The sequence below is a fragment of the Acinetobacter sp. ANC 4805 genome (genome assembly GCF_022549495.1).
In the GTDB taxonomy this organism is placed as follows: Bacteria; Pseudomonadota; Gammaproteobacteria; order Pseudomonadales; family Moraxellaceae; genus Acinetobacter.
In genome coordinates this window covers 127,623-154,034 of sequence record NZ_JAKZGD010000001.1, presented here as the reverse complement: position 1 = coordinate 154,034, position 26,412 = coordinate 127,623, and the positions used below count along the sequence as shown (strand labels likewise).

At 40.6% G+C, this 26,412-nt stretch carries 23 protein-coding genes and 1 riboswitch; of the genes, 6 read left to right on the top strand and 17 right to left on the bottom strand.

The window, feature by feature from the left end; all coding sequences use genetic code 11:
- Positions 1-108: 108 nt before the first annotated feature.
- Together MMP60_RS00715 and MMP60_RS00710 are read left to right on the top strand one after the other, a co-directional pair.
- The gene (locus MMP60_RS00715) at positions 109-678 is read left to right on the top strand and encodes a DUF805 domain-containing protein (RefSeq protein WP_241334535.1); all 570 of its coding nucleotides are present in this window, start codon (positions 109-111) and stop codon (positions 676-678) included.
- Positions 679-812: 134 nt separating this feature from the next.
- Entirely contained in the window at positions 813-1,781 is a 969-nt protein-coding gene (locus MMP60_RS00710; protein WP_241334534.1) for a mechanosensitive ion channel family protein, read from the top strand.
- Here MMP60_RS00710 and MMP60_RS00705 read toward each other — a convergent pair.
- Complete coding sequence (locus tag MMP60_RS00705; protein WP_241334533.1) at positions 1,770-2,483, bottom strand: 16S rRNA (uracil(1498)-N(3))-methyltransferase; 714 nt, start codon at positions 2,481-2,483, stop codon at positions 1,770-1,772. The two genes, MMP60_RS00710 and MMP60_RS00705, sit on opposite strands and share 12 nt — an antisense overlap.
- Positions 2,480-3,796 (bottom strand): 3-deoxy-D-manno-octulosonic acid transferase, encoded by a 1,317-nt coding sequence (locus tag MMP60_RS00700; RefSeq protein ID WP_241334532.1) that lies wholly within the window; start codon positions 3,794-3,796, stop codon positions 2,480-2,482. Before MMP60_RS00700 ends, MMP60_RS00705 begins: the two co-directional genes overlap by 4 nt.
- 154 nt (positions 3,797-3,950) lie before the next feature.
- On the opposite strand from MMP60_RS00700, the gene MMP60_RS00695 reads away from it, so the two are divergent.
- The gene (locus tag MMP60_RS00695) at positions 3,951-4,967 is read left to right on the top strand and encodes a hypothetical protein (protein ID WP_241334531.1); all 1,017 of its coding nucleotides are present in this window, start codon (positions 3,951-3,953) and stop codon (positions 4,965-4,967) included.
- A 53-nt stretch (positions 4,968-5,020) separates the two neighbouring features.
- Here the strand turns inward: MMP60_RS00695 and MMP60_RS00690 are convergent, their stop codons facing one another.
- The 3 genes from MMP60_RS00690 to prfB form a co-directional block, all read right to left on the bottom strand.
- Positions 5,021-6,085 carry an alkene reductase gene (locus MMP60_RS00690; RefSeq protein WP_241334530.1) on the bottom strand — a complete coding sequence of 355 codons (1,065 nt, stop codon included), beginning with the start codon at positions 6,083-6,085 and terminating at the stop codon, positions 5,021-5,023.
- Between the two features lie 26 nt (positions 6,086-6,111).
- Positions 6,112-6,414 (bottom strand): helix-turn-helix transcriptional regulator, encoded by a 303-nt coding sequence (locus MMP60_RS00685; RefSeq protein WP_241334529.1) that lies wholly within the window; start codon positions 6,412-6,414, stop codon positions 6,112-6,114.
- 162 nt (positions 6,415-6,576) lie between these two features.
- Positions 6,577-7,672, bottom strand: a protein-coding gene (gene prfB / locus MMP60_RS00680; protein ID WP_154650425.1) for a peptide chain release factor 2 whose coding sequence is annotated in 2 segments (ribosomal slippage) — positions 6,577-7,599 and positions 7,601-7,672 — 1,095 coding nt in all. Because the reading frame shifts where the segments join, the coding sequence is not laid out codon by codon here.
- A gap of 389 nt (positions 7,673-8,061) precedes the next feature.
- On the opposite strand from prfB, the gene MMP60_RS00675 reads away from it, so the two are divergent.
- Positions 8,062-8,829: a putative porin gene (locus tag MMP60_RS00675; RefSeq protein WP_241334528.1), complete on the top strand. Its 768-nt coding sequence runs from the start codon at positions 8,062-8,064 to the stop codon at positions 8,827-8,829.
- Between the two features lie 217 nt (positions 8,830-9,046).
- On the top strand, positions 9,047-9,958 hold the full coding sequence (locus tag MMP60_RS00670) for a putative porin (RefSeq protein ID WP_241334527.1): 912 nt from the start codon (positions 9,047-9,049) through the stop codon (positions 9,956-9,958).
- A gap of 45 nt (positions 9,959-10,003) precedes the next feature.
- On the opposite strand, the gene recJ is transcribed toward MMP60_RS00670, so the two are convergent.
- From recJ to MMP60_RS00620, 10 genes are all read right to left on the bottom strand, one after another.
- On the bottom strand, positions 10,004-11,704 hold the full coding sequence (recJ, locus tag MMP60_RS00665; RefSeq protein WP_241334526.1) for a single-stranded-DNA-specific exonuclease RecJ: 1,701 nt from the start codon (positions 11,702-11,704) through the stop codon (positions 10,004-10,006).
- Positions 11,705-12,358, bottom strand: a complete 654-nt coding sequence (gene pdxH / locus MMP60_RS00660; RefSeq protein WP_241334525.1) for a pyridoxamine 5'-phosphate oxidase — start codon at positions 12,356-12,358, stop codon at positions 11,705-11,707.
- A 12-nt stretch (positions 12,359-12,370) separates the two neighbouring features.
- A complete protein-coding gene (gene glmM, locus MMP60_RS00655) occupies positions 12,371-13,708 on the bottom strand; it encodes a phosphoglucosamine mutase (protein ID WP_241334524.1) in 1,338 nt (445 codons plus the stop codon).
- A gap of 127 nt (positions 13,709-13,835) precedes the next feature.
- Positions 13,836-15,302: an IMP dehydrogenase gene (gene guaB, locus MMP60_RS00650; protein WP_018679382.1), complete on the bottom strand. Its 1,467-nt coding sequence runs from the start codon at positions 15,300-15,302 to the stop codon at positions 13,836-13,838.
- Between the two features lie 318 nt (positions 15,303-15,620).
- Positions 15,621-16,418: an MBL fold metallo-hydrolase gene (locus tag MMP60_RS00645; RefSeq protein WP_241334523.1), complete on the bottom strand. Its 798-nt coding sequence runs from the start codon at positions 16,416-16,418 to the stop codon at positions 15,621-15,623.
- Between the two features lie 166 nt (positions 16,419-16,584).
- A complete protein-coding gene (locus MMP60_RS00640) occupies positions 16,585-17,160 on the bottom strand; it encodes a TMEM165/GDT1 family protein (protein ID WP_241334522.1) in 576 nt (191 codons plus the stop codon).
- An 84-nt stretch (positions 17,161-17,244) separates the two neighbouring features.
- Positions 17,245-17,385, bottom strand: a riboswitch (yybP-ykoY riboswitch).
- Positions 17,386-17,419: 34 nt separating this feature from the next.
- Positions 17,420-17,707 carry a hypothetical protein gene (locus tag MMP60_RS00635; RefSeq protein ID WP_241334521.1) on the bottom strand — a complete coding sequence of 96 codons (288 nt, stop codon included), beginning with the start codon at positions 17,705-17,707 and terminating at the stop codon, positions 17,420-17,422.
- 138 nt (positions 17,708-17,845) lie between these two features.
- A complete protein-coding gene (locus MMP60_RS00630) occupies positions 17,846-19,780 on the bottom strand; it encodes a 2-oxo acid dehydrogenase subunit E2 (RefSeq protein ID WP_241334520.1) in 1,935 nt (644 codons plus the stop codon).
- A 2-nt stretch (positions 19,781-19,782) separates the two neighbouring features.
- Entirely contained in the window at positions 19,783-22,500 is a 2,718-nt protein-coding gene (aceE, locus tag MMP60_RS00625; protein ID WP_241334519.1) for a pyruvate dehydrogenase (acetyl-transferring), homodimeric type, read from the bottom strand.
- A 206-nt stretch (positions 22,501-22,706) separates the two neighbouring features.
- Entirely contained in the window at positions 22,707-23,405 is a 699-nt protein-coding gene (locus MMP60_RS00620) for a M23 family metallopeptidase (RefSeq protein ID WP_241334518.1), read from the bottom strand.
- A gap of 107 nt (positions 23,406-23,512) precedes the next feature.
- On the opposite strand from MMP60_RS00620, the gene MMP60_RS00615 reads away from it, so the two are divergent.
- Positions 23,513-23,953 (top strand): DciA family protein, encoded by a 441-nt coding sequence (locus MMP60_RS00615; RefSeq protein ID WP_241334517.1) that lies wholly within the window; start codon positions 23,513-23,515, stop codon positions 23,951-23,953.
- A gap of 98 nt (positions 23,954-24,051) precedes the next feature.
- Here MMP60_RS00615 and lpxC read toward each other — a convergent pair whose 3' ends face one another.
- On the bottom strand, positions 24,052-24,954 hold the full coding sequence (gene lpxC / locus MMP60_RS00610; RefSeq protein ID WP_241334516.1) for a UDP-3-O-acyl-N-acetylglucosamine deacetylase: 903 nt from the start codon (positions 24,952-24,954) through the stop codon (positions 24,052-24,054).
- Between the two features lie 111 nt (positions 24,955-25,065).
- Complete coding sequence (gene ftsZ / locus MMP60_RS00605) at positions 25,066-26,253, bottom strand: cell division protein FtsZ (RefSeq protein ID WP_241334515.1); 1,188 nt, start codon at positions 26,251-26,253, stop codon at positions 25,066-25,068.
- Between the last annotated feature and the right edge of the window lie 159 nt (positions 26,254-26,412).

Here is a 26,412-nt window from a genome sequence, read left to right as displayed (position 1 = left end):
ATTTAAATTTGAACTGCTTGTCTATGCTTTTTACTCTTAAAATAAGTGATTATTTTGATCATTGCCAAAACCTTAAAAGATTTAATAATCAAAAAATAGGAATGCATTATGTTCAATCAAACCCGACCACCGAAGATCAGCCAAAAAAATGACCACCCCTTATCCATTAAAGGACGTTTTAATCGTCTCAGCTATTTGGGTTGGTATGGTTTACTCAGCATCAGCTGGTCTGTTCTTTTCACTCTCATTATTGCAATTTCAACTAGTTTCAGTGTCAATAATGTCCAAGTTCATGAACCTATTTTATCGGCATTCTCTGGGATCGGTGCAATTGCACTGACAGGACTGTGGTTTGCAGGCTTTTATTTTCAGATTGTGTTTTTAACACGACGTTTACATGATCTAAATAAAACAGGATGGCTCTGCCTATTATTATTGGTTCCGATGATTCAGTTCTTTTTCATTCTTTATGTCCTGCTTGCCAAAGGCACACCTCATCGCAATGATTATGGCGATATTCGCCCATCCGCAGCATGGGAGAAGCTGCTTGCATGGATCATGATTATATTCAGTTTGATTATGATTTTTGCCATGTTGATCTTCAGCTATTATTTTGCTAGCCCTGACTTTTGGGATACACCAACCCAGCTCTTGCAAAATACAACTGAATATTTTTAAGGATTCATCCAGCAGCCAAAGTTTTCGTAAATCATAAGTGCAAACCGTTACGGAATTTATCATGCATGATCAGGATAAATTCATTATGATGGCTCCCCTAATTTATTCCTTACGTTGCGAAATAGAGATTTCTTGTGGCAAATGAGCAAACGACATTAACCGAAGTCGCTAAAGATACTGGTGAATTGATTCATCAAGCAGGTACAAAAACCACGCAAACGGTATTGGCACATACGGAAAAGTACCAAGATGCCTATACCACCATCGATAAAATCATGGATAGCTTTTGGGAACGTGTACCCTATATCTGTATTGCGATCACTGTTTTTGTCATTTTTTGGCTACTAACCAAGTTATTTAAATTCTTTATTCGCAAAACTTTGGAAAATCGCAGCTACACTCGCCAAAATTTAGTATTGGTTCTCAACCGTGTTGGAAGTACCTTTATTCTATTTTTTGGTTTTTTAATTGCACTGGTGATTGCCATTCCAGGCTTTACCCCAAGCCAACTCATCGGAGCTTTAGGAATAGGTTCTGTCGCAATTGGTTTTGCCTTCAAAGATATTTTCCAAAACTTGCTGTCAGGTATTTTAATTTTACTGAGTGAACCATTCCGTATCGGTGATGATATTGTTGTCAATGGCATGGAAGGCAATGTTGAAGATATCCAGATTCGCGCAACCTTTTTACGCTCACCTGATGGTCGCCGTATTGTCATTCCAAATGCCACGGTGTATACCAGTGCCGTTATCGTCAACAATGCCTATCAGCGTCGTCGTTGTGAATTTATAGTCGGCATTGGCTATGAAGATGATATGCAAAAAGCCAAGAAAATTATTCTCGATATTCTTGATCGTAATCTTAATGTACTGAGCCAACCTAGTTTCTCAGTCAATGTCACCGCACTTGCAGATTTCTCAATTAATTTAACCGTGCGTTGGTGGGTCAATACTACAGAAACATCGACTTCGGCATCAATTAGCGAGATTCAAGAACTGGTGGTCACCGCATTTGATGAAAAGGGTATTTCGATTCCTTATCCAGTACAGGAAGTTAAAGTCTATCGTGGTGATCAATCAGAGCCGATCAACCTAGATAAATAATCGCCCTAAAATATGCGATACCGCCGTTTCAGTTCGTAAAATTCGGTTGCCTAAGCTCATTGCTTGGCAGCCATTTTTTTTGAGCAGATCAACCTCATAAGGAATAAATCCCCCTTCTGGGCCAACGATCAGGCAACATGAATGCTGAATCGCATGTGGCATCTGCTGTTCTGCATAAGGGTGCGCGACATAAGCAGGTTTTTGGTCAGAAATAAATGTAGGCAAGATATCTTCAACAAACGGTTTAAAGCGTTTATACAATTGAATTTCAGGCTCAATACTATCGCCTGCTTGCTCTAGACCTAAAGTCACATAATCCTTGAGCTGCTGTAAAAATGGGCTTTGCCAATAGCTTTTATCCACTCGATAACTATGAATCAGACTGATCCGTTCCACGCCTAAAGTCACCGCATCCATGATGATACGGCGTAACACTTTAGGACGTGGCAAAGCAAGAATTAAATGCACAGGCAGCTTTGCTGGGATTGCTTCCAATTGAATCGGTCTTATACGAATCTGTTGCTCAGAAACAGATATTACTTCCGTAAGATAGCGTTGACCGTTACGCACACCGACTTTTAAGGTATCACCACAATTCAACTGAATATGCTGTCGTAAATGTTGTAATTGACGCGGATTTTCAATCTGCCAGACATCATCCGTTGTCGTGATTTGATCAGGCTCAAGTAAAACAATATTCATGACAATGCTTTGAATTCTAAATAATGGTCAATCAATTGAATATGCTTTTGGAGTGAGCCTTTATTTCGTTGCAGAACCAATTCAGCCTGTTCAATCAATTGCTGAGCCTGTATTGGGTCATCTAAACAACTCAAAAGCTGCTGTACCACTTGTGCCGCATCTGTTCCAATCAAAAGTCCATGTTCAGCCACAAACTCATCCACGATACTTTGGAAATTAAAATAGCGTGGACCAATCACAGTCGGTACATCTAAAACCATCGGTTCTAAAATATTGTGCCCGCCACCCGGCTCATTCAATGAACCACCAACAAAACAAGCTTGGCTCAAGGCATACCACAGCCACATTTCGCCCATACTATCGGCAAGAAAAACCTGTGTATCGGCTTGAATTGGCTGTTTAAGACTACGGCGTTGCGTATTTAAGTTTAAACTTTGGCAGACTTTATACACCTCATCAAAACGCTCAGGATGACGTGGTACGACAATGCAGAGTAAATTGGGATTTGAATTTAAATGTGGCTGTAATTGTTTCAGCAAACTTTCTTCTTCAGGTGCATGTGTACTTGCAAGTACGATAACCTGCCGATCTGCCAATTGCCAATCTTGTTTTAACTGCTGTGCTTGTTGCACGTACTGCTCTGGCGCAGCAATATCAAATTTAATATTACCAACCACCTGACTTTTGCTTTGATCTAACCCTAAATCAACATAACGCTGCTGTGTCGCTACGTCTTGAGCCAACAACCATGTGAGTTGCTGCAACATCAGCTGAGTTAAGCGTAAAACTTTGCCATAACCTTTGGCAGATTTTTCTGAAAGACGAGCATTCAATAAGATACATGGGATTTGTTGCTGCTTGGCTTGTGCGATCAAATTTGGCCAAATTTCAGTTTCAACTAGAGCAAGAAGTTTCGGTTGATACAGCTCAAAAAATTGTTTTAGTAAAGGCTTTTGATCGACAGGCAAATAGACCGCCTGAAAAAGTGCAGGATATTTTTGGGAAAATAAGCTCTTGGCTCTGGCTTGTCCTGTCTTAGTGGTGTTAGTCACTAAAACTGTGTGTCCAAGTTTTAGATAGTGCTCAATCAAAGGTTGAGCAGCATTGGTTTCTCCAACCGATACCACATGAAACCAAATCGTATTTAAATTTTTAGGCGGTTGAAACGGTCCAAAACGCTCTAGACATTCCTGTTGAAATAGCGCATCACTTTCAGCACGTTGTTTGATTTTCCAACGGTATAAAGGCTTGATACATGTCAGTAAAAAGTTATACCAAAATGGTGTTTGCTGTACTGCGTTTTGCTGCGCCATCCTAGACCATAATTTAGAATTTGATTTCAACTCATTATGCGGAAGTTTCCTATGCATTGACAATTGATTATTGTATGTTGCACTTTGATTAAATATTTCTTTATAAAGAAAAATGATATCTTAGAACAAAGAATAATCCATTTTGAGAAAAACGATGCAACCTGATTGGTTCAAACAAATAAAGCAACCTCCTGAAGAAACGACACCAACATATCTACCCCGTCATCCATTTCAAATTATTCTTCCTTTTTTAATTCTAGCGTTACTGTGCTGCTTATGGGCGCTTCTAGCCAGTCACTTAGGCGCATTAATGAAAGCCAGTTTTTTACTTGTTGTTCCCTTTATTATTGGTGCGCTCATTGTATATATCCAGAATTACCGAAAAGCTATTTCATTTATACATAGTTTTAAAGTGATTATTATTTTTCTCATTTTTCTCTTATTGTTTTCCATTGTTGTGCTACGTGAAGGTGCAATTTGCGTTGTGATCATGACCCCAATTTTATTGGTCGGTATGCTGACTGGCGCTTTACTCATGAAAGGGCTGTGTTACAAAATATGGAAACCCAATAAGGGCATTTACAGCCTCGTATTATTACCGTTTATTCTGCTACCTCTCCCCGAGAAAACCCAACTGCATTATGATCATGTTGATCAAAGTATTCTCGTCAATGCCCCTGCCAAGGTCATTTGGCAACAACTCAATCATGCTGACAATATTCAACCACAAGAATTTAAACCGAGCGTGTTATACAGCATTGGTGTGCCTTATCCTGTTTCTGGGCTGACTCAACCGACGAGTGAAGGATTGATCCGTTATTCAACATGGCAAAAAAATATTCATTTTGAAGAGATCATTCAACAATCCAAACCCAATCAATATCTCAGTTGGACCTATCGTTTCTCTCCAGCATCCATTCCTCAAGGTGCGCTAGATGATCATGTCAGCATTGGAGGGAAATATTTTGATCTTCGATATACCTCATTTGAACTGACACCAATCAATGATCAGCAAACTAAGCTCACGCTAAAAATTGATTATCGAATCAGCACCGAAGTCAATTTTTATGCCAATCAGATTGCACAATTGATGGTGCATGATTTTTCCAATGTGATTTTGGATTTCTACAAAAATAGAAGTGAACACGCCATACAGACACCCCAAACTTAAATTGTCAAAAACCTCCTAGCAGATTCAACCTGCTAGGAGGTTTTTTGCTTTACTTAAGCCTCTAACTTTTCCAATACAGGATAATCGGTATAACCCGCTGCACCTGCACCATATAAGGTCTCAAATTGAACCTGATTTAGCGGTAAATCATGTTCTAAACGTTCTAATAAATCAGGATTGGCAATATAAGCCAAACCAAATGCGACTGCATCTGCTTGCTCAGTGTCTAAAATCTGTTTTGCAGAAGCTGGCGTTAATTTCTCATTGGCAATCCACACCCCTTTAAATTTAGGGCGGAGTTGCGACTGTAAACTATCTTCTGCTGCATATTCACGCGTGAAAATAAAACCAATATTGCGTTGATCTAATTGTTCAACCACATAACCAAAAGTTGCTAATGGATCTGCATCGCCCATATCGTGCGAATCTGCACGTGGTGCAAGGTGAACACCCACACGCCCAGCACCCCAAACCTCAATAAATGCATCGACCACTTGTAATAATAAACGTGCGCGATTTTCAATCGAACCACCATATTCATCATCACGATGGTTGGTAGTACTTTGTAGAAATTGGTCGATCAAATAACCATTGGCTGCATGCAATTCAACACCATCAAAACCCGCCACTTTTGCCAATTCAGCCGCATGTTTATATTGTGCGACGATTTCTTGAATTTCTTCATGCGATAAAGCACGAGGGGTAACAAAAGGACGTTTTGGACGCAGTAAACTCACTTCACCCGCAGGTTGAATCGCACTTGGTGCAACAGGAATATCGCCATCCAATAAATCAGGATGTGAAATACGACCAACATGCCATAACTGAACCACAATCTTTGAACCCTGAGCATGTACAGCTTCAACAATTTTGTTCCATGCTTGAGCTTGCTCTTGCGACCATAAGCCTGGCGTATTGGCATAACCAACCGCTTTCGGGCTAATCACCGTCGCTTCGGTAATGATTAAGCCTGCATTGGCACGTTGTTGATAATATTCCACCATTAAATCGTTTGGAATACGCTCAACACCACTACGAGATCTCGTCAAAGGTGCTAAAACCAAACGGTTTTTAATCGTAAAATCACCTACTTGTAATGCAGAATTTAGTTCAGCCATAATCGCCTCAACTTACACTTATCAATTTAAAGTGTTTGTTTTAAATGTTCGATGTATTGCTGAATCAAAGCTTCATTGCGGGTAAAATATGACCATTGCCCATATTTCTCAACCTTAATCAAACCTGCCTGCTGTAACACAGACAGATGATTTGACATGGTTGATTGTGCAACTTTGCCTAAACGTTCGATATGACCTGCGCATACGCCTCGTTCAAAACTGCCACCACATTCCTGTATCGGTAAAAATTGCTCAGGCTCTTTCAGCCATTGCAAAATTTCTCGACGTAATGGATTGGCTAAGGCCTTGCTTATAACATCAATATCCATAGACTCACCATGTTTCTCAACAGGCAAAGCTTTGTTCAGCATCTGAATTTAGTATATCGAATTTTATAAATATTAATATCTATATTTTTCGATATTAATATCATGTTTTTTCGATTAACACTCAAATGCTGAACGAGATTGCCGTTTTAAGTGGATTAAAACTTATAGACCTTGTTTCAAACTTGCTTCAATAAACCGATCCAAATCACCATCTAAGACTGCTTTGGTATTTGAATTCTCTACACCAGTCCGCAAATCTTTGATACGTGAGTCATCTAACACATAAGAGCGAATTTGACTGCCCCAACCAATATCTGACTTCGAATCTTCCAAAGCCTGCGCCGCTTCATTTCGTTTACTCATCTCTAATTCATAGAGCTTGGCACGTAATTGCTTCCACGCATGGTCACGGTTGGCATGCTGTGAACGCTGGTTCTGACAAGCCACCACGATCCCTGTTGGTGCGTGTGTTAAGCGAACCGCAGAATCGGTTTTGTTAATGTGCTGACCACCCGCACCCGAAGCACGATAAGTATCGGTGCGTACATCTGAAGGATTAATATCAATTTCGATATTGTCATCAATCTCAGGTGAGATAAACACCGCAGAAAATGAAGTATGACGGTTGTTATTACTGTCAAACGGTGACTTACGTACTAAACGATGCACACCACTTTCGGTACGTAACCAACCATAAGCAAACTCACCATCAACACGGATGGTTGCAGATTTAATACCCGCAACATCACCGTCTGATACTTCCATTAACTCACCTTTAAAACCATGGCGCTCGATCCAGCGTAAATACATGCGCAATAACATCGATGCCCAATCTTGTGCTTCTGTCCCACCTGAACCCGATTGAATTTCAAGGAAGCATGGATTTGGATCCATTGGGTTGCTAAACATACGGCGGAATTCAAGATCGCCTAATGCCTTTTCAGCACTATCTAACTCCGCTTGTACATCTTCAAGCAAACTTTCATCATCGGCTTCAACCGCTAGATCAAGCATGGCTTTGGCATCATCTAACTGTTCAGCAAGACGGTCAAATACGCCAATGGTATTTTCTAAACTGCCCTTTTCTTTCGCAATCGCTTGCGCACGATTTTGATCATTCCAAATCGTCGGGTCTTCGAGTTCTCTTAAAACTTCTTCTAAACGCTCAGCCTTTAGATCGTAGTCAAAGATACCCCCGTAGTGTTTGACTACGATCAGATAAATCTTTCAGTTGAATTAAATACGGATTAATTTCCACGCGTGTTTTCCCACAATATTTTTCACTCAATTTATTATTTTAACATAACTGCTTTACACGACACAGCCATGTATTTTTTAACGCATACCTGCCAAATGACAGACCGATGATGGTCACGTCTATCGTTTTATTTTCACACTCAAATTAGCTACCAATTACAGTAAAAATACGAATCAACACAATCTCTCCTAAGTTTTAATAAATCAAAACACTAATATTAATATTTAAAAATCAACAATATATAAGATTTAACTTACATATTTCTTACATTTGTACAGTCCGATTACTTTCTGAAGATTGACGACTGAGAAATTTATACTAGACTTAAAGTTGTAACAAAACGTGTAATTAATATTCTTTTGGTTCATTATCTCAACAGGGGCATAACCATGAAAAAATTAGCAATAGCATCAGCACTTTTATCTGCACTTGCAGTAACAGGCACTGCTCATGCGTATCAAGCTGAAGTCGGTGGTTCATATACTTATACAGATTGGGATCAATTTGATAGTACTCATAGTTTTGGTGTAGATGGTACTTATTATTTCAATCCAGTCCAAACGCGTAATGCACCACTTGCTGAAGCAGCCTTTTTAAATCGTGCAAGTAATGTCGATGCAAAAGTGAATTATGCCAATAATAATGGTATCAAAGACTCACAATATGGCGTAGGTGTCGAATATTTCGTACCCAACAGCGATTTCTACTTAAGTGGGAATCTCGGTCGTAGTGAGTTAGAAGTCGATAAATCATCTATTGATCAAAAAGTAACAACCTACGGTGCAGAAGTCGGTTATTTACCAGCACCAGGCTTATTACTTGCACTAGGTGTGAAAGGTTATGATGAGAAAAATGGTAAAGATGGTGCAGATCCAACTGTCCGTGCTAAATATGTAACTCAAGTCGGCGGAAAAGATATTAACTTAGAAGCTTACGGTGCATTTGGTGATCTTGATGAATACCGTGTAAAAGGCGACTACTATCTAGATAAAACGCTAAGTGTTGGTGCAGACTACTACAACAATGACTTAACGAAACGTGATGAATGGGGTATCTCTGCGAAGAAATTCCTAAATCAACAAGTAAGTTTAGAAGGTCGTGTTGGTTTTGGTGATGACTATAATACTTACGGTATTCGTGGTGCATATCGCTTCTAATCAATAGACTATTTATAGAAAAGATATACGAGAAAATGCCCTGTAAATATTTTACAGGGCATTTTCTATTCATAATAAATAATCTTACATTCTCATTTATATTAAAAAATTATTTATTTTTTCTAGTCATTTATAATTTGACGTTTTAATTTTTTTCATTAAACTACCGATGTAACAAAATATTAATAAATGACTTAATTTTAATAAGGGGTCTTCAATGAATAAACTCAGCTTAATTACAGCAATTCTATCTTCTTTTATTGGTTTTAATGCAAATGCATATCAAACCGAAGTCAATGGATCATATGAACATACAGAGATTGAAGAAGGGAAAATCAATACTGTTACTCTCAGTGGTCAATATTACTTCAACCCAGTTGAAACACGTAATGCCCCTTTAGCTGAGGCTGCATTTTTAGATAAAGCATCAAATCTTGGTTTAGGTTATGCTTATGCTAAACAGTCAGGTCAAATGGGTTTTTCTGAAAATGAGTTATTTTGGAATAGCCCTGCCATAACTGCTAACTACAAACAAGAGTTCAATATAATCGGGCTTAATGGTGAATTTTATATTCCAGATTCACAGTTTTACATTTCTGGTAGCCTGAACAAAACAGATGTAAAAAATACCGCAGAAGTTTTTGGCTATTCAGAAAGTGAAAGTACAGATGGCACAGGTTATTCTGTTGAAGCAGGCTTCTTACCAATTAATGGTTTATTATTAGCAGTTGGTGTTACCGATTTATCTGAAAGTGTCGACCCAACACAAGTCACTAAACATGGTTTTATTACAACTTTAGCAAATGCTGCGGTTGTAACTGGCGAAGATGAGGATACAGCAGTGTCTCTTCGTGCAAAATATGTTTCTGAAATTGGTGGCTATTACACTAACTTTGAAGCACAAACATATATTGGTGATGAAACAACTTATCGTTTAGGTGCTGATCTTTATCTTGATCCAACACTGAGTATCGGTCTCTCATTTGCTGACTCAACAGCAGATGATTCAGATAGTATCTTTAACATTCGTGCACAGAAATTCATCACGTCTCAATTTGCTTTAGGTGTAGGTTATACAACCGTTGAGGATGTTGATTCTTATGGCGTCAATGGTACGTTCCGTTTCTAATTTATCCTTTGTTATATAAAAAATCCGCTCTTGTGAGCGGATTTTTTATTGCTTTAAATGCACAATATGCAGTTGTAAACTGGTGTTTCCATTAAAAACATTACGCTCTAAGGTATAAACTAAATCAACATAACCAAGAGCAGGGTCAAACTTAAAACGATCAATTGCATTAAAAGCAATCGCATCAATCGACTGTTGTCCAAATGCCAGTTTTAATTTTAAATGTTGGTCTTTGAGCCAACGAGAATCAATAACTTTAAATCGCCCTTCAAATTGGGGGAATGGAAACTTCTGTCCCCAAGGTCCTAGCTGTTCAATATAATCAAGGGTTGATAAATGCAGATCTGAATGCTCTAACTGCCCATCTGTCCATAAGACTGCTTGAAATAAATCCTCATCCATTTCAGCAATACATTGTGTAAAAACAGTTTTGAATTCATCAAAGTTTTCTTTTCTGAGCGTTAAACCTGCTGCTGCTGCATGTCCACCAAAATGACTCACTAAATGTGGGTATCGTTCTGCGACCTGTTCAATAAGATCGCGAATGTGAATTCCCTCAATTGAACGTGCAGAGCCTTTGATATGAATCCCATCCTCATCTGGTGCAAACACCAAACTTGGACGATGAAACTGTTCTTTTAGACGCCCAGCCACAATCCCAATCACCCCCTGATGCCATTGTTCATCAAACATGACCAATGCGGCAGGCAAAGAATCTGCTTGTAGCTGTACATGCTGTAATGCACTAATCGCTTGCTGTTTCATCTCAGCTTCAACTTGACGACGTTCTACATTCAGTTGATTGAGCTGTTGTGCAATTGGATAAGCCTCTGCCATATCCGCTGCGAGTAAGCACTCAATCCCAATCCGCATACTTTCCATCCGACCAGCCGCATTGATACGTGGTCCAACAACAAAGCCTAGATCTTGAGCACGTAAAGTCGCAGCATCACGTTTCGCAATATCCAATAATGCGAGGATTCCTGCACGACATTGATATTGTTGGATTCGCTTTAGACCTGTATCAATCAAAATACGATTGTTATAGTCCAAACTTGCAACATCAGCATAAGTTCCCAAAGCAACCAAATCTAAATATTGGGTCACTTTAGTACTGCTTTTGCCTTGTTGGGTGCGGTAACTTGCCAATTTCGCCAAAACATAGAAAGCGACACCAACGCCTGCAAGGGCTTTACTCAGAAAATCACAACCGAGTTGATTCGGATTCACCACTGCTTCAGCATTAGGTGTGGGTTTCGTGGTTAAGTGATGATCGGTGATGATCACTTGCATTCCTAATGCCTGTGCAGTTTCTACACCTGCGTGACTAGAAATACCATTATCAACTGTAATCAATACATCAGGTTGATAGCTTTGCTTTGCAAGCTCAGCAATTTTAGGGGTTAAGCCATAACCGTACTTAAAACGATCAGGCACTAAATATTCAACTTTCGCCCCCATTTCTTTAAGAACTAAGATCATAAGTGCTGTACTGGTCGCACCATCCGCATCATAGTCACCAATGATGACGATTTGTTGCTGTCGATCTATAGCCTGATCAATCAATTCAACAGCCGCATCCAGTCCTTTTAAATGGGGTGGCATGATATGTTTGAGTTTTAGCTCAAGCTCTTGTTCCGATTGCACTCCACGTCTTGCCAATATCTCAGCAATAAACGTAGGCACGCCCTGAAATTGTTCAGGGCGTGTCAAAAATGGTCTTTGTTGAATTTGAATCATGGTCATTTATGGCATCAAGCGTTGAATAATCCAAAGTCCATTTTGTTTTTCATAACTTAAACGATCATGTAAACGATTTGGTCGTCCTTGCCAGAATTCATAATAATCAGCATCTAAGCGATAACCACCCCAAAATTCGGGTTTATCCAACTCAGCTTCATGTACTTGGTTTTGTAAGTTTTGAAAACGCTGTTGTAATAACTCACGGCTTTCAATGACACCACTTTGTGGCGTACTAATATGTGCTGCAATCTGACTATCACGTGGACGCTTATGGTAATAATCCGTCGATTCCTGTTCTGAAATCTTGGAAACCTGACCACCGATACGTACCTGACGTTCTAAACTCGGCCAGTAAAATAAAAGTTCAGCATAAGGATTTTCCGCAAGGTCTAATCCTTTCTGACTATCATAATTGGTGTAAAAATCATAACCAGCTTCTGTCGCACCACGTAACAAAACGGTTCGCACGTGTGGCCGACCTTGAGCATTTGCTGTCGCCAAAGACATCGCATACGGTTCATGTAATTGAGCAGTGAGTGCATGATTGAACCAATTCAAGAATTGCTCATGGGGATTTACACTCATCTGGGATTCGTGTAACTCACCTTGTTCATAACTTAAACGAAGCTCACTCAGGTCTTTAATGACATCATTCATTATTACTCTCCTTTAAGCAGCTTGAGCATGAGCTCTGACTGCATCGGCTAAATGATTTGCGATGGCATCCACTTCCTGCTGTTGATCTCCTTCTACCATAACTCGAATCACAGGTTCAGTACCTGATTTACGAATCAAAATACGTCCACGACCTTTCAACTGTTGTTCAGCTTTTTCAAATTCAGCAACAAGAGCGGGAACAGCATATGGATCAATCATGTGCTGTAAACGAACATTGATTAACACCTGTGGAAATAATTCAAAGTCTGCAACTAATTCATGTAATGCTTTCGCTTGCTCAACCATCACCGTGAGCACTTGTAAAGCGGCAATAATCGCATCACCAGTTGTGCTCTTATCCAACGTTAAGATATGACCTGAAGGCTCACCACCTGTGACCCAACCATTTTCTTCTAATGCCTGTAATACATAGCGGTCACCGACTTTTGCGCGTACAAAACCGACATCCGCTTTCTGTAATGCTAACTCAAGTGCCATATTACTCATGACTGTTCCAACAATACCTGCTGGTTTATTTTTGGCCTGAGTTGCAAGGATATACAGGATATGATCACCATCTACCAGCTGACCATTTTTATCCACCATCACGACACGATCTGCATCACCATCAAACGCAATACCTAAATCGGCTTGGTGATCAACCACAGCCTTTTGTAGAAATTCAGGATGGGTTGATCCACAATTTTCATTGATATTTAAACCATCTGGTTCATTAAAAAGGGGGATTACTTTTGCACCTAGCTCTCTAAAAACTGAAGGACCAACGCTATATGCTGCGCCGTTAGCACAATCCACTACAATTTTGAGATTACTAAGATCGAAGTGGTATGGAAATGTTGATTTACAGAATTCGATGTATCGACCATTTGCATCTTTTACACGAACACTTTTACCTAGATTAGCCGTATCATCAATCACTAAATCTTTTTCTAATTCTTGATTGATCTCATTTTGTAAGGCATCTGGGAGTTTTTTACCTTCACCTGAGAAAAATTTAATCCCATTATCAAAGTAAGGGTTATGTGATGCTGAAATCACAATACCTGCATGTGCATGCAAAGCACGTGTTAAATGCGCTATGGCAGGCGTTGGTAATGGTCCCAACAAATGCACATACACACCTGCTGCGTTTAAACCTGCTTGGAGAGCTGCTTCTAGAATATAACCTGATAAACGCGTATCTTTACCCATAACCACAATTGGCTTATTTTTAGGACTATTTCTTTTTAATACTTTTCCTGCGGCAAAACCTAATTTTAATGCAAATTCAGGTGTGATCGGCATTTGTCCAAATTTACCACGAATTCCATCAGTTCCAAAATAGCTCATTTTTTACTCACTTTCTTATCTTTATATGACGTATCGCCATATCATTTTCCATCTGCTTCACTTTACACCAAAACCAAAAAAACCGTCAGCGAACTGACGGTTTTTTTATTACCTAAATTACGACAGATCAACCGACACGGTAGTTTGGTGCTTCTTTAGTAATTGTCACATCATGAACATGCGACTCAGACATACCTGCTGAAGTAATTTTCACAAATTTCGCATTTTGACGTAGATCTTCAATCACAGATGAACCCGTATACCCCATAGAAGAACGTAAACCGCCCATCATTTGGTGTACGATATTACCCATTGGACCTTTATATGGCACACGACCTTCAATGCCTTCTGGTACTAGCTTTTCAGCGCCTGCTTTAGAGTCTTGGAAATAACGATCAGCGGAACCTGTTGCCCCTGCCATCGCACCCAATGAACCCATACCACGATACGCTTTATAATAACGACCTTGGAAAAATTCAACTTCACCTGGCGCTTCTTCAGTCCCTGCAAGGAGTGAACCGACCATGATCGTGCTCGCACCTGCGCCAATCGCTTTCGCCATATCGCCAGAGAAACGAATACCACCATCTGCGATCAATGGAATTTGATCTTTTAGTGCATTCGCAACGCTATCAATTGCCGAAATCTGTGGCATACCAATACCTGCAACAATTCGTGTAGTACAAATCGAACCAGGACCAATACCCACTTTAACAGCATCTGCACCTGCATCTAACAATGCTAAGGCTGCATCACCTGTTGCAATGTTTCCACCAATCACTTGAACTTGTGGATAGTTTGCTTTTACCCAACGTACACGTTCAATCACACCTGCTGAGTGACCGTGTGCCGTATCCACGACAATCGCATCGACACCCGCATCGACCAATGCTTCCACACGGCTTGGTGTTTCTACACCTGTACCGACTGCAGCACCCACACGTAAACGACCGAGGTCATCTTTACAGCTGCTTGGATAGCTTTCCGCTTTACGGAAGTCAGTGACTGTAATTAAACCTTTGAGTTCGTTGTGTTCACCAACGACTAAAACTTTTTCAATGCGATGCTTTTGCAGCAATGCTTGAATATTTTCTTTCGACTCACCTTCACGAACAGTCACCAAACGGTCTTGACCCGTCATGATGTTGCTTACAGGTTGTTCAAGATTGGTTTCAAAGCGTGTATCACGACCTGTGACAATACCCACCACTTTGCCATCTTTTACAACAGGCACACCGCTAATATTATTGGCTTGGGTAATCGCAATCAGCTCACGTACTGTAGTTTCAGGGCTAACTGTAATTGGATCTTTTACCATCCCAGCTTCAAATTTTTTCACACGGCGAACTTCGGCAGCTTGTGCAGCAATATCCATGTTCTTGTGCAAAATACCAATACCACCGTTTTGCGCCATTGCAATCGCCATACGTGACTCAGTCACTGTATCCATTGCAGCTGAAACGAGAGGGATATTCAAATTAATACCGCGTGTGAATCGTGTCTTTAAAGAGACATCTTTTGGGAGAACAGTTGAGTAGGCAGGAAGTAATAAGACATCATCGAAGGTTAACGCTTCTTGAACGATGGTCAGCATAACAATCTCACTGGTAATTTCCGTGAGCTATTATATACAAATTTCGATGTGATTTTCATTTTCTATGATGAAAATAATTTTATAAGTCGCTAGAGTATTTTTTACACAATATAGGTTCTATGTACATCGGTAAAATTACTCTAACTAACTCGAACAGAATAATGACTGCTTTTGATTGGATACCATGACAAGCCATCAGATGATTTATATACTCGGTTTGCTGTGCTGATATCGCTCAATATCATCACTTTTCAAAAGCGAAGTCCCTTCACCGATTCACTCATCAGGGTTTACCCAACTGATTGCCTATAACTTCATTTAAGTAGGGCAACTAAAAACATATTCATTCATTAAATCTACGCCGCACTCTAGCTGCTCAATCCAATCCAAAAATTGCTTGATCATCTCTTTACCGACAAATGCTGTACCGTGCTGAGGCACAATCATATCAAGATCCATTTGGCGAACCATATTGACCCACAAGCGAATCACTTTATTGGAACACATATAACGCTGATGGAAGCCCTTCATTTTTTTGATGTGCGCTTCAAAATCAGTAATTGGTTGACTTGCATCATCAACGATCGAAGCCCCCATATCGCCTGAGAACAAAATCTTTGCAGTTGGGTCGTAAAACTGAAAATTACCGACCGAATGTAGAAAATGCGCGGGTACAGCAACAATCGAGGATTCACCTAGTGGAATAATCTGCCCAGTATCTGACAGTTCAATTAAACGCTCTTCCCAATTGCCTTTCATACGGTCACTCATAAATGCCGAATTCAAATGCGGTAAAAAGCGTGCCCACAATTTAGAAGCCACCACTTTGGCATCCGTATACACCAACCAACGTGGCATTGAGGTAATAATGTCGGGGTCTTGGTGTGATGCCATCACATAATCCAAATTTTTCAATTTGGTATAACGACTCAACTCCATTGTTAAGGGCACATAGGTGAGATCGCCACCTGGATCTAATACTGCCGCACGGTCATGATCAATAATTAGAAATTGATTGGCTTGAATGCCTTCACCTTTGACTAAACTGGTAAAACTAATGCATTTATGCGTACCATTATCAAATAGTATTTGCGATGTAGTCCTCTCGAAACTCATGTCAACCCCATAAAAATTCTTTAAATATGAAATATTTTAATTCCTTAATAAAATAATGGGATTTTATTATTGTTTCAATCATATATTGGACTTTTATCGTAATTTATAAGAAAAGACCCATCACTTTTGGATGGGTCGATTTTTTATTTCAGATAATATAGCGGTATCAAAAGAAATAATGCTGTACCAATGCCGAAAGACCCACAACCAAGAAAATCGCAGCACCAATTTTATGAATCAATGAAATTGGTAATTTATCTGCCAATTTGTCGCCAATAAACACTGCAGGAGCATTAGCAAGCATCATTCCCACCGTCGTACCACACATCACCCAAAAAATACTGTCAAAACGTGCAGCTAAAGCAACCGTAGCAATTTGCGTCTTATCGCCAATTTCCGCCAAGAAAAATAAAATAAAGGTCGCACCAAACACGCCAAACTTTTGCCATTTATTAATGCTTTCAGTTTCATCACCCAATTCATCAGGGATCAGCATCCAGATCGCCATCCCAATAAAGCCAAGTGCCAGAATCCACAATAAAATTTCAGGGCTGAACACAGTGGTAATCCATTGTCCTAAAACAGCGGAAATACCATGATTGATGGTGGTGGCTAACAATATAGCGATCAGAATTGGAACTGGTTTACGGAAACGGGCTGCAAGTAAAAGCGCAAGTAATTGTGTTTTATCACCCATTTCTGCAAGGGCAACAATTGAAGTCGAGATGAGGAATTCATACATAGTTGAATGCTCTGGCTAGCAAAATATACCGATGACCTACCCCTCCTGCTAGCCAAAATCAAATAGATTGATGCAGAGTGGAAAATCAAAGGTCTTGCCAACAAAAGCACGGCTGAAAAGCCGTTTTTGGTTCTTTGCTATGATGACCATGTTCTGTTGAACAATTATGTTGATCATCACCTCTTTACTTTGCGTAAAGAGCGGCTACTCCCCAATGAAGTGAGTGCATTTTACCAAACAATCAGAACTTTTTAAATCGTTATGCCCAAAATTTTTGGTAACTCCAAATCAGCAAGCGGGCAATACCGAGCAAAAAAGCTAAATTCACACTCAATCCCAAAAAACCAAAAATTCCCCAACCGCTTGCACCACCAACATTTTGAGCTTGATATTCCATGCTCACAACGATTGTTGCCGCGAGCATCTCCAAGCCCATGACGATATACATGACCCAATCTGATGAGAAATGGAGGAAATTGACCCATAAACCCATTAATACAAAAATAGTAAGCAATATCGGCAATACAACTCGATATATCACGAACATTCTTATTCCTTCTTTCAAATAAAAATTTTATCAATCTACATCACTTTTAGAGAAAAGCTTAAACAAATAAAACCACATTTTGATCCTGAAAAAATAAAAAACCCCGCTTGAGCGAGGTTTTCCAAATTTACAAATATATTAGAGCAACAAGTTACGAATGTCTTTTAGCAACTTCGTCAATTTATTGGTAAAGCGTGCTGCGTCTGCACCATTAATGACACGATGATCATAAGACAATGACAATGGCAACATCAAACGAGGATCGAAGTCTTTACCATTCCATACGGGTTGCATGGTTGCAGGCGAGATCCCTAGAATTGCCACTTGAGGCCAATTCACCAATGGCGTAAATGCGGTTCCACCAATACTACCTAAACTGGTAATGGTAAAGTTAGCACCTTGTAAATCTTTCGGCGACAATTTACGATCACGTGCTTTTTGACTCAGTTCAGCCAATTCAGCTGCAATTTGCTTAATCGACTTTTGATCAGGATTACGCAATACAGGAACGGTTAAACCATCTGGTGTTGCCACCGCGATTCCCATATGGATTTCATTACGTAACAATACCGACTTCTGATCATCCGCCAAATGCCCAGCAAAATAAGGCTCTTCTTTCAGCAAATGTGCAACAGCTTTCGCAATGAAAGCCAAGATGGTCAAGCTTAAACCTTGCTTTTTAAACCCATCTTTCAGTTCTCCACGCCACGCTTCAAGCTCAGTAATATCAGCCAAATCAAACTGTGTCACTTGTGGAATGAAGTTGTTCAATGATAACTGCGGCACAGACACTTGCTGTAAACGCGTCATCGCTTTCACTTCACCGCCACCAAATGCAGTGAAATCTGGTAATGATGGCAGACCTGAAGCAATTGGAGCAATTTGAACTGTTGGAGCTGCCTGCGGTGCTGTTAGGCGTGTTTTCACATGTGCGAACACATCTTCTTTTATCACACGACCATGCTCACCTGAAGCTTTAACCTGTCCAAGCACTACACCTAACTCACGCGCCAGTTTACGTACCGCAGGCCCTGCATACACTTTCGCATTCGCAATTTCTTGCTCTTTGCTCAACTTTTCGGGTTGCGCTGAGGCTGTTTGCGAAGCGACTACTGGCTGTGATTTTGCTACTGTCGTCGTCGCTGTTGCAGCAACTGTAGGCTGAGCTTTTGGCACTGCCTGTGCAGCCGCCGAACCACTCAATTCAATCGTTGCCAAAGCAATACCTTGACGAACTTCTTGATTGAGTGAAACATGAATGGCTTTGACAATTCCAGCAGATGCGCTAGGGACTTCAACCGAAGCTTTGTCTGACTCGACCACGCATAAACTTTGTTGCGCTTCGACATAATCGCCAACGCTGACTAAGATTTCTGAAACCAAGGCTTTTTCCACACCGAGATCAGGCACTGTAATCTCGATTTCACCAGTTGTAGCCGATATAGGAACGGCTGCTTCTACTGGAGTTGGGCGTGCTTCTGAAACTACAGGAGCTGCGACGACTGTCGTTTTGACTTGAATCAACACCACGCCTTCTTTAACACTATCACCTTCTTTAATCTGAATCGTTTCAACCACACCAGCAATCGAGCTTGGCACTTCTACGGTGGCTTTATCTGATTCAACCACCACGATGCTTTGCTCAGCCTCAATCTCATCACCGACTTTGACCAAGACTTCAGCAACCAATGCTTTTTCCACCCCAATATCTGGGACTTTCACATCAATCACTTGGCTTGCTGTCGCGGCAGGAGCGACTTGAGCTTGAGTTGTAACTTCTACAGTTTGAGCCTCTGCTTTTGGTACTTCCGATTTCGGTACTTCGTTCGCAGGTGCTTCAACAGCAGACTCAGATTCCAATTCAATTAATGCGACGCCTTCAGTAACTTCATCGCCTTGTTGCACCAGAATACTTTTGACAATCCCTGCTGCAGTACTTGGTACTTCAACTGCCGCCTTATCTGATTCTAAAACCAAGAGACTATCTTCGACTGCAACATGATCGCCCACTTTTACCAAGATTTCGGCAACGACTGCCTTATCCACGCCAATATCAGGTGCTTGGATTTGCATAATTAGTTCCCCTCACCTGTTTGACTTTCATGGTATGCCGCTACAGCTTGAACTTCAGGATGTGCCTGAGGTGCCCATGCCACTGGACGATCAGTATCTAATTCAAAAGATGAGATTGCATCTTTGACTAAGCGATTTTCGACCTCACCTTCGTCTGCGAGTTTTTTCAAGGTTGCAACCACAATATGTGCAGCATCAACACCGAAATAGCTACGCAAATTAGCACGCGTATCTGAACGACCATAACCATCTGTACCTAATGTGACATATGGGCGGTTGTCTGGTAGATAGGCACGAATTTGTTCGCTATAGGCACGCATATGATCGGTTGCAGACACCACAATCCCATCAGTATGACGTAATTGTTGTGACACCCAAGATTCTTGTGCTGTTTCAGCCAACGGATGTAAGCGGTTATATTCATCACATGCCATACCATCACGTGCTAACTCGTTAAAGCTGGTCACGCTCCATACATTTGAATGGATTTGATATTCATCACGAAGAATTTTCGCTGCTTTAATGACTTCACGCAGAATGACACCAGACCCAAGCAGTTGAACACTTGCTTGCTCATCTTTCTGCAATAAGTACATGCCACGTTTAATCCCATCCTCAATACCTTCTGGCATTTCAGGATGTTCATAGTTTTCATTCATCACGGTCAGGTAATAGAACACACGTTCTTGATTTTGATACATGCGTTTTAAACCATCATGCACAATCACTGCGAGTTCATAACCAAAACAAGGATCATAGGACACACAGTTTGGAATCGTGCCTGCCAAGATATGCGAATGACCATCTTGATGTTGTAAACCTTCTCCATTCAGTGTGGTACGACCTGCTGTTGCACCCAACAAGAAACCTTGTGCTTGAGCATCACCTGCCGCCCATGCAATATCACCAATGCGCTGGAAACCAAACATTGAGTAATACATATACATCGGGATCATTGGCAAGTTATTGGTTGAATAACTGGTGCCTAACGCAGCCCATGCACTCATCGCACCTGCTTCGTTAATCCCTTCCTGTAACATATGACCATCTTTCGCCTCACGATAATTCATGAGCTGTTCATTGTCTTCAGGTGTATATTTTTGTCCGTGAGCAGCATAAATACCGAGCTGACGGAACATCCCTTCTAAACCAAAGGTACGTGCTTCATCAGGAACGATTGGCACCACATGATCTTTAATCGCTTTTTCTTTCAATAACGCGGCGATCAAACGTACCATTAACATGGTGGTTGATTGTTCTTTACCGCCGCTGCCTTTGAGTACACCATCAAACACTGAAAGTTCAGGGATCGGTAAAGCTGCACTTTCTTTACGTCGAGCAGGCAAATAACCACCTAAAGCCTCGCGACGCGCTTTCATATATTTTAATTCTGGTGAGTTTTCTGCTGGACGATAGAATGGTAATTCTTCAAGTTGCTCATCATTAAATGGCAAATTAAAACGATCACGGACATACTTTAATGAATCGATCTGCATTTTTTTGATTTGGTGCGTTTTATTTACCGCTTCAATTTCTTCAGACAAACCGTAGCCTTTAACCGTTTTTGCAAGGATAACAGTTGGTTGACCTTTGGCTTTCATTGCTTCTGCATAGGCAGCAAAAACTTTGTACGGGTCGTGACCACCACGGTTAAGATTATCGATGTCTTCATCACTTAAATCTTTTACCAGTTCCGCAGCTTCTGGGTACTTGCCAAAGAATTTCTCACGGGTATATGCACCACCTTTCACTTGATAGCGCTGGTACTCACCATCCACTGTTTCTTCCATGACCGCTTTTAAAGCGCCTGAAGAATCTTGAGCAAGTAGTGGATCCCAATGACGACCCCACACCACTTTAATGACACGCCATCCCGCACCACGGAATAAAGATTCTAATTCTTGAATAATTTTACCGTTACCACGTACAGGACCATCTAGGCGCTGTAAGTTACAGTTCACGACCCAAATCAGGTTATCCAGCTTTTCACGACCGGCAAGTGAAATTGCACCCGTACTTTCTGGCTCATCCATCTCACCATCGCCCAGATAAGCCCAGACTTTACGATTTTCTTCTTTAATCAAACCACGATTCATCAAGTACTTTTGAATGTGTGCTTGGTAAATCGACATAATTGGACCCAAACCCATAGATACAGTTGGGAACTGCCAATAGTCAGGCATTAAATAAGGATGTGGATAGCTTGGTAGACCATTCCCCCCCACCTCACGGCGAAAATTATTGAGTTGATCTTCAGTTAAACGCCCTTCTAAAAAAGAACGCGCATAAATCCCTGGAGCACAATGACCTTGATAATAGATCATATCGCCGCCAAAGTTATCTGAGGCTGCACGAAAGAAATGGTTAAAACCCACATCATATAAAGTTGCAGATGATGCAAAACTCGCAAGATGACCACCCAGATCATCGCCTGTCTTATTTGCACGTAATACCGTCGCCAAAGCGTTCCAACGGATCAAAGCGCGAATACGGCGCTCCATATCTTGATCGCCAGGCATGGCAGGTTGTTCTTCGACTGAAATGGTATTGAGATAAGGTGTATTTAAGCGTTGGATTGGAACATGCTTCGCAATTGCCCGTTGATAGAGCTTTTCAAGTAAGAAAGCAGCGCGTTCCGTGCCCATATGTTGTAATACTGAATCAAATGCTTCTTGCCATTCTTGGGTTTCCTGCGCATCTGAGTCGCCATAAAACGCCATACAATTCACCTTTTCCCTTAAGTTATTTTGATCTTATATATGTATCATGTTTTAGCATCATAAAGGTATTGCCCCAAATGAATACAAAATCTCTTAATATTTTTTCACTAAATAGTCATTGACCAAAACAAAACAAAAACCACAAAAAAACGCCAATTAAGGCGCTCTCTTCTAAGATTTGATATACAACTGTTAACAAATTATTTTTAAGGTAACATTGCTAAGTAGGTTGATGGATTTTTACGCTGACCATCTTTTACCACTTCAAAATGCAGATGTGGTCCTGTACAACGACCTGTACAACCGACATTGGCAATATGTTCACCTGCATTCACGCGATCGCCTGCATTGACCATTAAGCGTGATGCATGTGCATAACGTGTGATATAGCCATTGCCATGATCAATCTCAACATATTGACCGTAGCCTGAACCCCAACCTGATTTGGTCACTACACCCGAACCCGTTGAATAAATCGGTGTACCTGATGGTGCCGCTAAATCAACGCCTGAATGATGACGAGTTGTTCCCAATAAAGTACGATTACCCCAAGTCGAACTAACACGACCATCTTCTAAAGGATGATTCACTAACCAAGAATAACCTGTGTTTGCGGAAAATGATGGTGCATTGTCTTGAGTTGAGATTGCTGAACGGCCATATTTTCTTTCAATCGTTGCGTTATTCAATTCGATGGTTTTTTCACGTAGCTTCACCGAAACATTCGAGACAGCGGGTAAATCAATATCATCAGGATGGCTATAAGAGCCTTGAGCCAAAGTTTTAGATAACTGTTCTAGGCGGTCACCATCTGCTGCCTGACCAATATTTTGGTAATCTGCAAAAGCAACTGAAGCGGCTGAAGCAGCCAATGAAAATGCAAGTAAAATACGACGCGGATGCATAAAAAAACCTCTTGAAACCGTCCTTAAATAGTTCCTTTATCATCTCTTCCTTGATAATAGTTAAAATGAACGCTTAAGATAAACAGATAACCTCGAAGGAAGTTAACATGTCTGAACCTAACAACGTTTTTCAACAGAAAGGACAACACATAAAAACTGGAAACTTAACGTTTCTGACTACGCAAGTGACTCAATGGAAACAACTTACGAAAATTATTCAACCCTTACTGCCCCAACCAGAGCAATGGCAGGTTGTTTGTTATCAACATGGCGTTTTGATCATAACAGGTGAAAATCAAGCAATGATTAGTCAACTCAGCTATTTACAAAGCAACTATGTTGCGCAGTTAGCTCAATTAGAAGGACTCAAGGAATTACGAAAAATCCAAGTTCGTTTAAGAAACAAGATTAGTGTTTCTCGTGAACCCTCTCCCCCATCTAAAACACTTACTTCAGAGACCCAAGAGCAATTGCGCAGTGCCGCTGAATATGTGAGCGACCCTAAGCTTAGCCAAGCTTTACTACGTTTGGCAAGCAATAAAAAGTAAACTGCCTTGCTCAACCTCTGAAATACAGACTTATTTAATGTGATAAGAATCTCGTTTTTCATTGTTATAATATAACATAACCAATAAAAGACAATGACTTATGTCACACTCACATAAGAAATTGGACAATCATTATCGTTATTAAATGTTACAATTTCATAACTGGTCGGATCATTTTTAACATTGCGTAATAACTGATTATTGAGCGCATGTCCTGATTTATAACCATCAAACTTGGCAATAATTTGATGCCCAAGCAAATATAAGTCACCAACAGCATCTAAAATCTTGTGCCGCACAAACTCATCAGCAAAGCGTAGCCCCTCTTCATTGACCACACCTGTATCATCTACACCAATGGCATTGTCCAGACTTGCACCCAAAGCAAGGTTATTTGCCTTTAGATAATCAAGATCTTTCATAAAACCAAAGGTTCGAGCTTCACTCACCTCATACACAAAAGTTTCTGTTGAGAAATCAATGGACACAGATTGGTATTCTTTGGCAAATGCAGGATGATCAAAGTCGATGGTAAAGTTGAGCTGAAAACCTGAATGAGGAGTAAAAATAGCGTGTTTATCGTCGATTAGTGCTTCAACAGGTTTTAAAATTCTTATAAATTTTTTGGGTGCATCTTGTTCAGCAAGCTCACCTTGCATAAGTAAATAGATAAATGGCCCTGCGCTGCCATCCATAATCGGGACTTCTGAAGCAGAAACCTCAATGATTAGGTTATCAATTCCTAAGCCAGCGATTGCACTCATCACATGCTCAATCGTACCAACTTTGATATCTTCACGAACAAGATTAGAACACATAAATGCTTCTTGAATGAGTAAAGCATTCGCCTGAATCTCGACAGGTGGATCTAAGTCAATACGGCGAAAGACAATACCTCCATCAATATGATGTGGAACAAAATTAATCAGCACCTTTTGACCACTGTGCAGACCAATACCGCTCGCTTTCACCACACGCTTGAGAGTACGTTGTTTCACCATACCATGCCAACTTCATTTGCAAAAACCGATATAAGTTAGCATATTTTGCCATTTAAAAAAAATAAAAAAGGGAGCAATTACTCGCTCCCTTTTTCTAAACATCTGATTTTATTATTTGCGCTGTTGATTTTTCAGGTAGTCTTGAATGCTCATTGGCGACGAACGTGGCGTAGAATTTGGTGTAGCACTTGCTGGCACCTCCACATTTGCACGTTTACTAATCGCAGGGACATCATCTTCATCAACCGCTTGAGGTGCAACTTGCACAGGCGCAGCATGAGTTGGTGTCACAACACTGCGTTTTTTATGTTCAACTTCACTTGCATTACGTGTCAAGCCCGTTGCGATCACAGTGACACGAAGTTCATCACGTGCATCAGGATCAAATACCGTACCGTAGAAGATTTCACCTTCATCCAAATCAACAATTTGATTCACGACATCCGTAATGATTTCAGTTTCACGCAAGGTAATATCATCACCACCCGTGATATTGATCAATACACCTTTCGCATTGATAATATTAACATTATCCAATAACGGGCTACGAATCGCTTGTTCAGCAGCTTGGCGCGCACGGTCTTCACCACGACCCAAACCCGCACCCATCATGGCATAACCACGAGTACTCATTGCTGTTTTCAAGTCCGCGAAGTCAAGGTTAATATGACCACGGTTGACAACTAAATCAAAAATACTACGAACCGCATTTAACAATACATCATCTGCCTTTTTATAGGCATCTTTCATTGAAATATCACCATAAACGCTGAGTAAACGTTGGTTCGGAATAATAATTAATGAGTCAACATGTGCTTCTAACGCATCAATCCCTTTTTCAGCAGACTTTTGACGGCGACGACCTTCAAAATTAAATGGCGTCGTCACAACCCCAACAGTTAAAATGCCCATTTCTTTGGCAACTTCAGCAACCACTGGCGCAGCGCCTGTTCCAGTACCGCCACCCATACCTGCGGTCACGAATACCATATCCGTGCCTTCAAGATGTTGGCGAATCACTTCACGGCTTTCTTCTGCTGCGATTTGTCCTACTTCAGGATTCGCACCAGCGCCTAAACCACGCGTACTTTGTTCACCAAGTTGAATTTTAAATGGGGCATTCATACTGTCGAGTGCTTGCTTGTCTGTATTGGCACAAACAAACTTTACACCTTGAATATCGGATTGCACCATATGTTGGACAGCATTACCACCACCACCACCAACACCAAATACTGTGAAACGGGCTTGACCGTTGCCATCGTCTAGTTCATCTTCTATAAATTCAAATGAGGCCATGACCTTTAAATTTCCTAATATATTAAGTGGCAGTCACTTCAGCCCGTTACTGCCCTGATTTTTAAAACAACCGATGTTTAGGATGCTGTTCAATAATAGCTAGCTTGTCAAGTACAACGGCTCACTATTACAACTTCCTAACAAATTTTCCCCAAAATA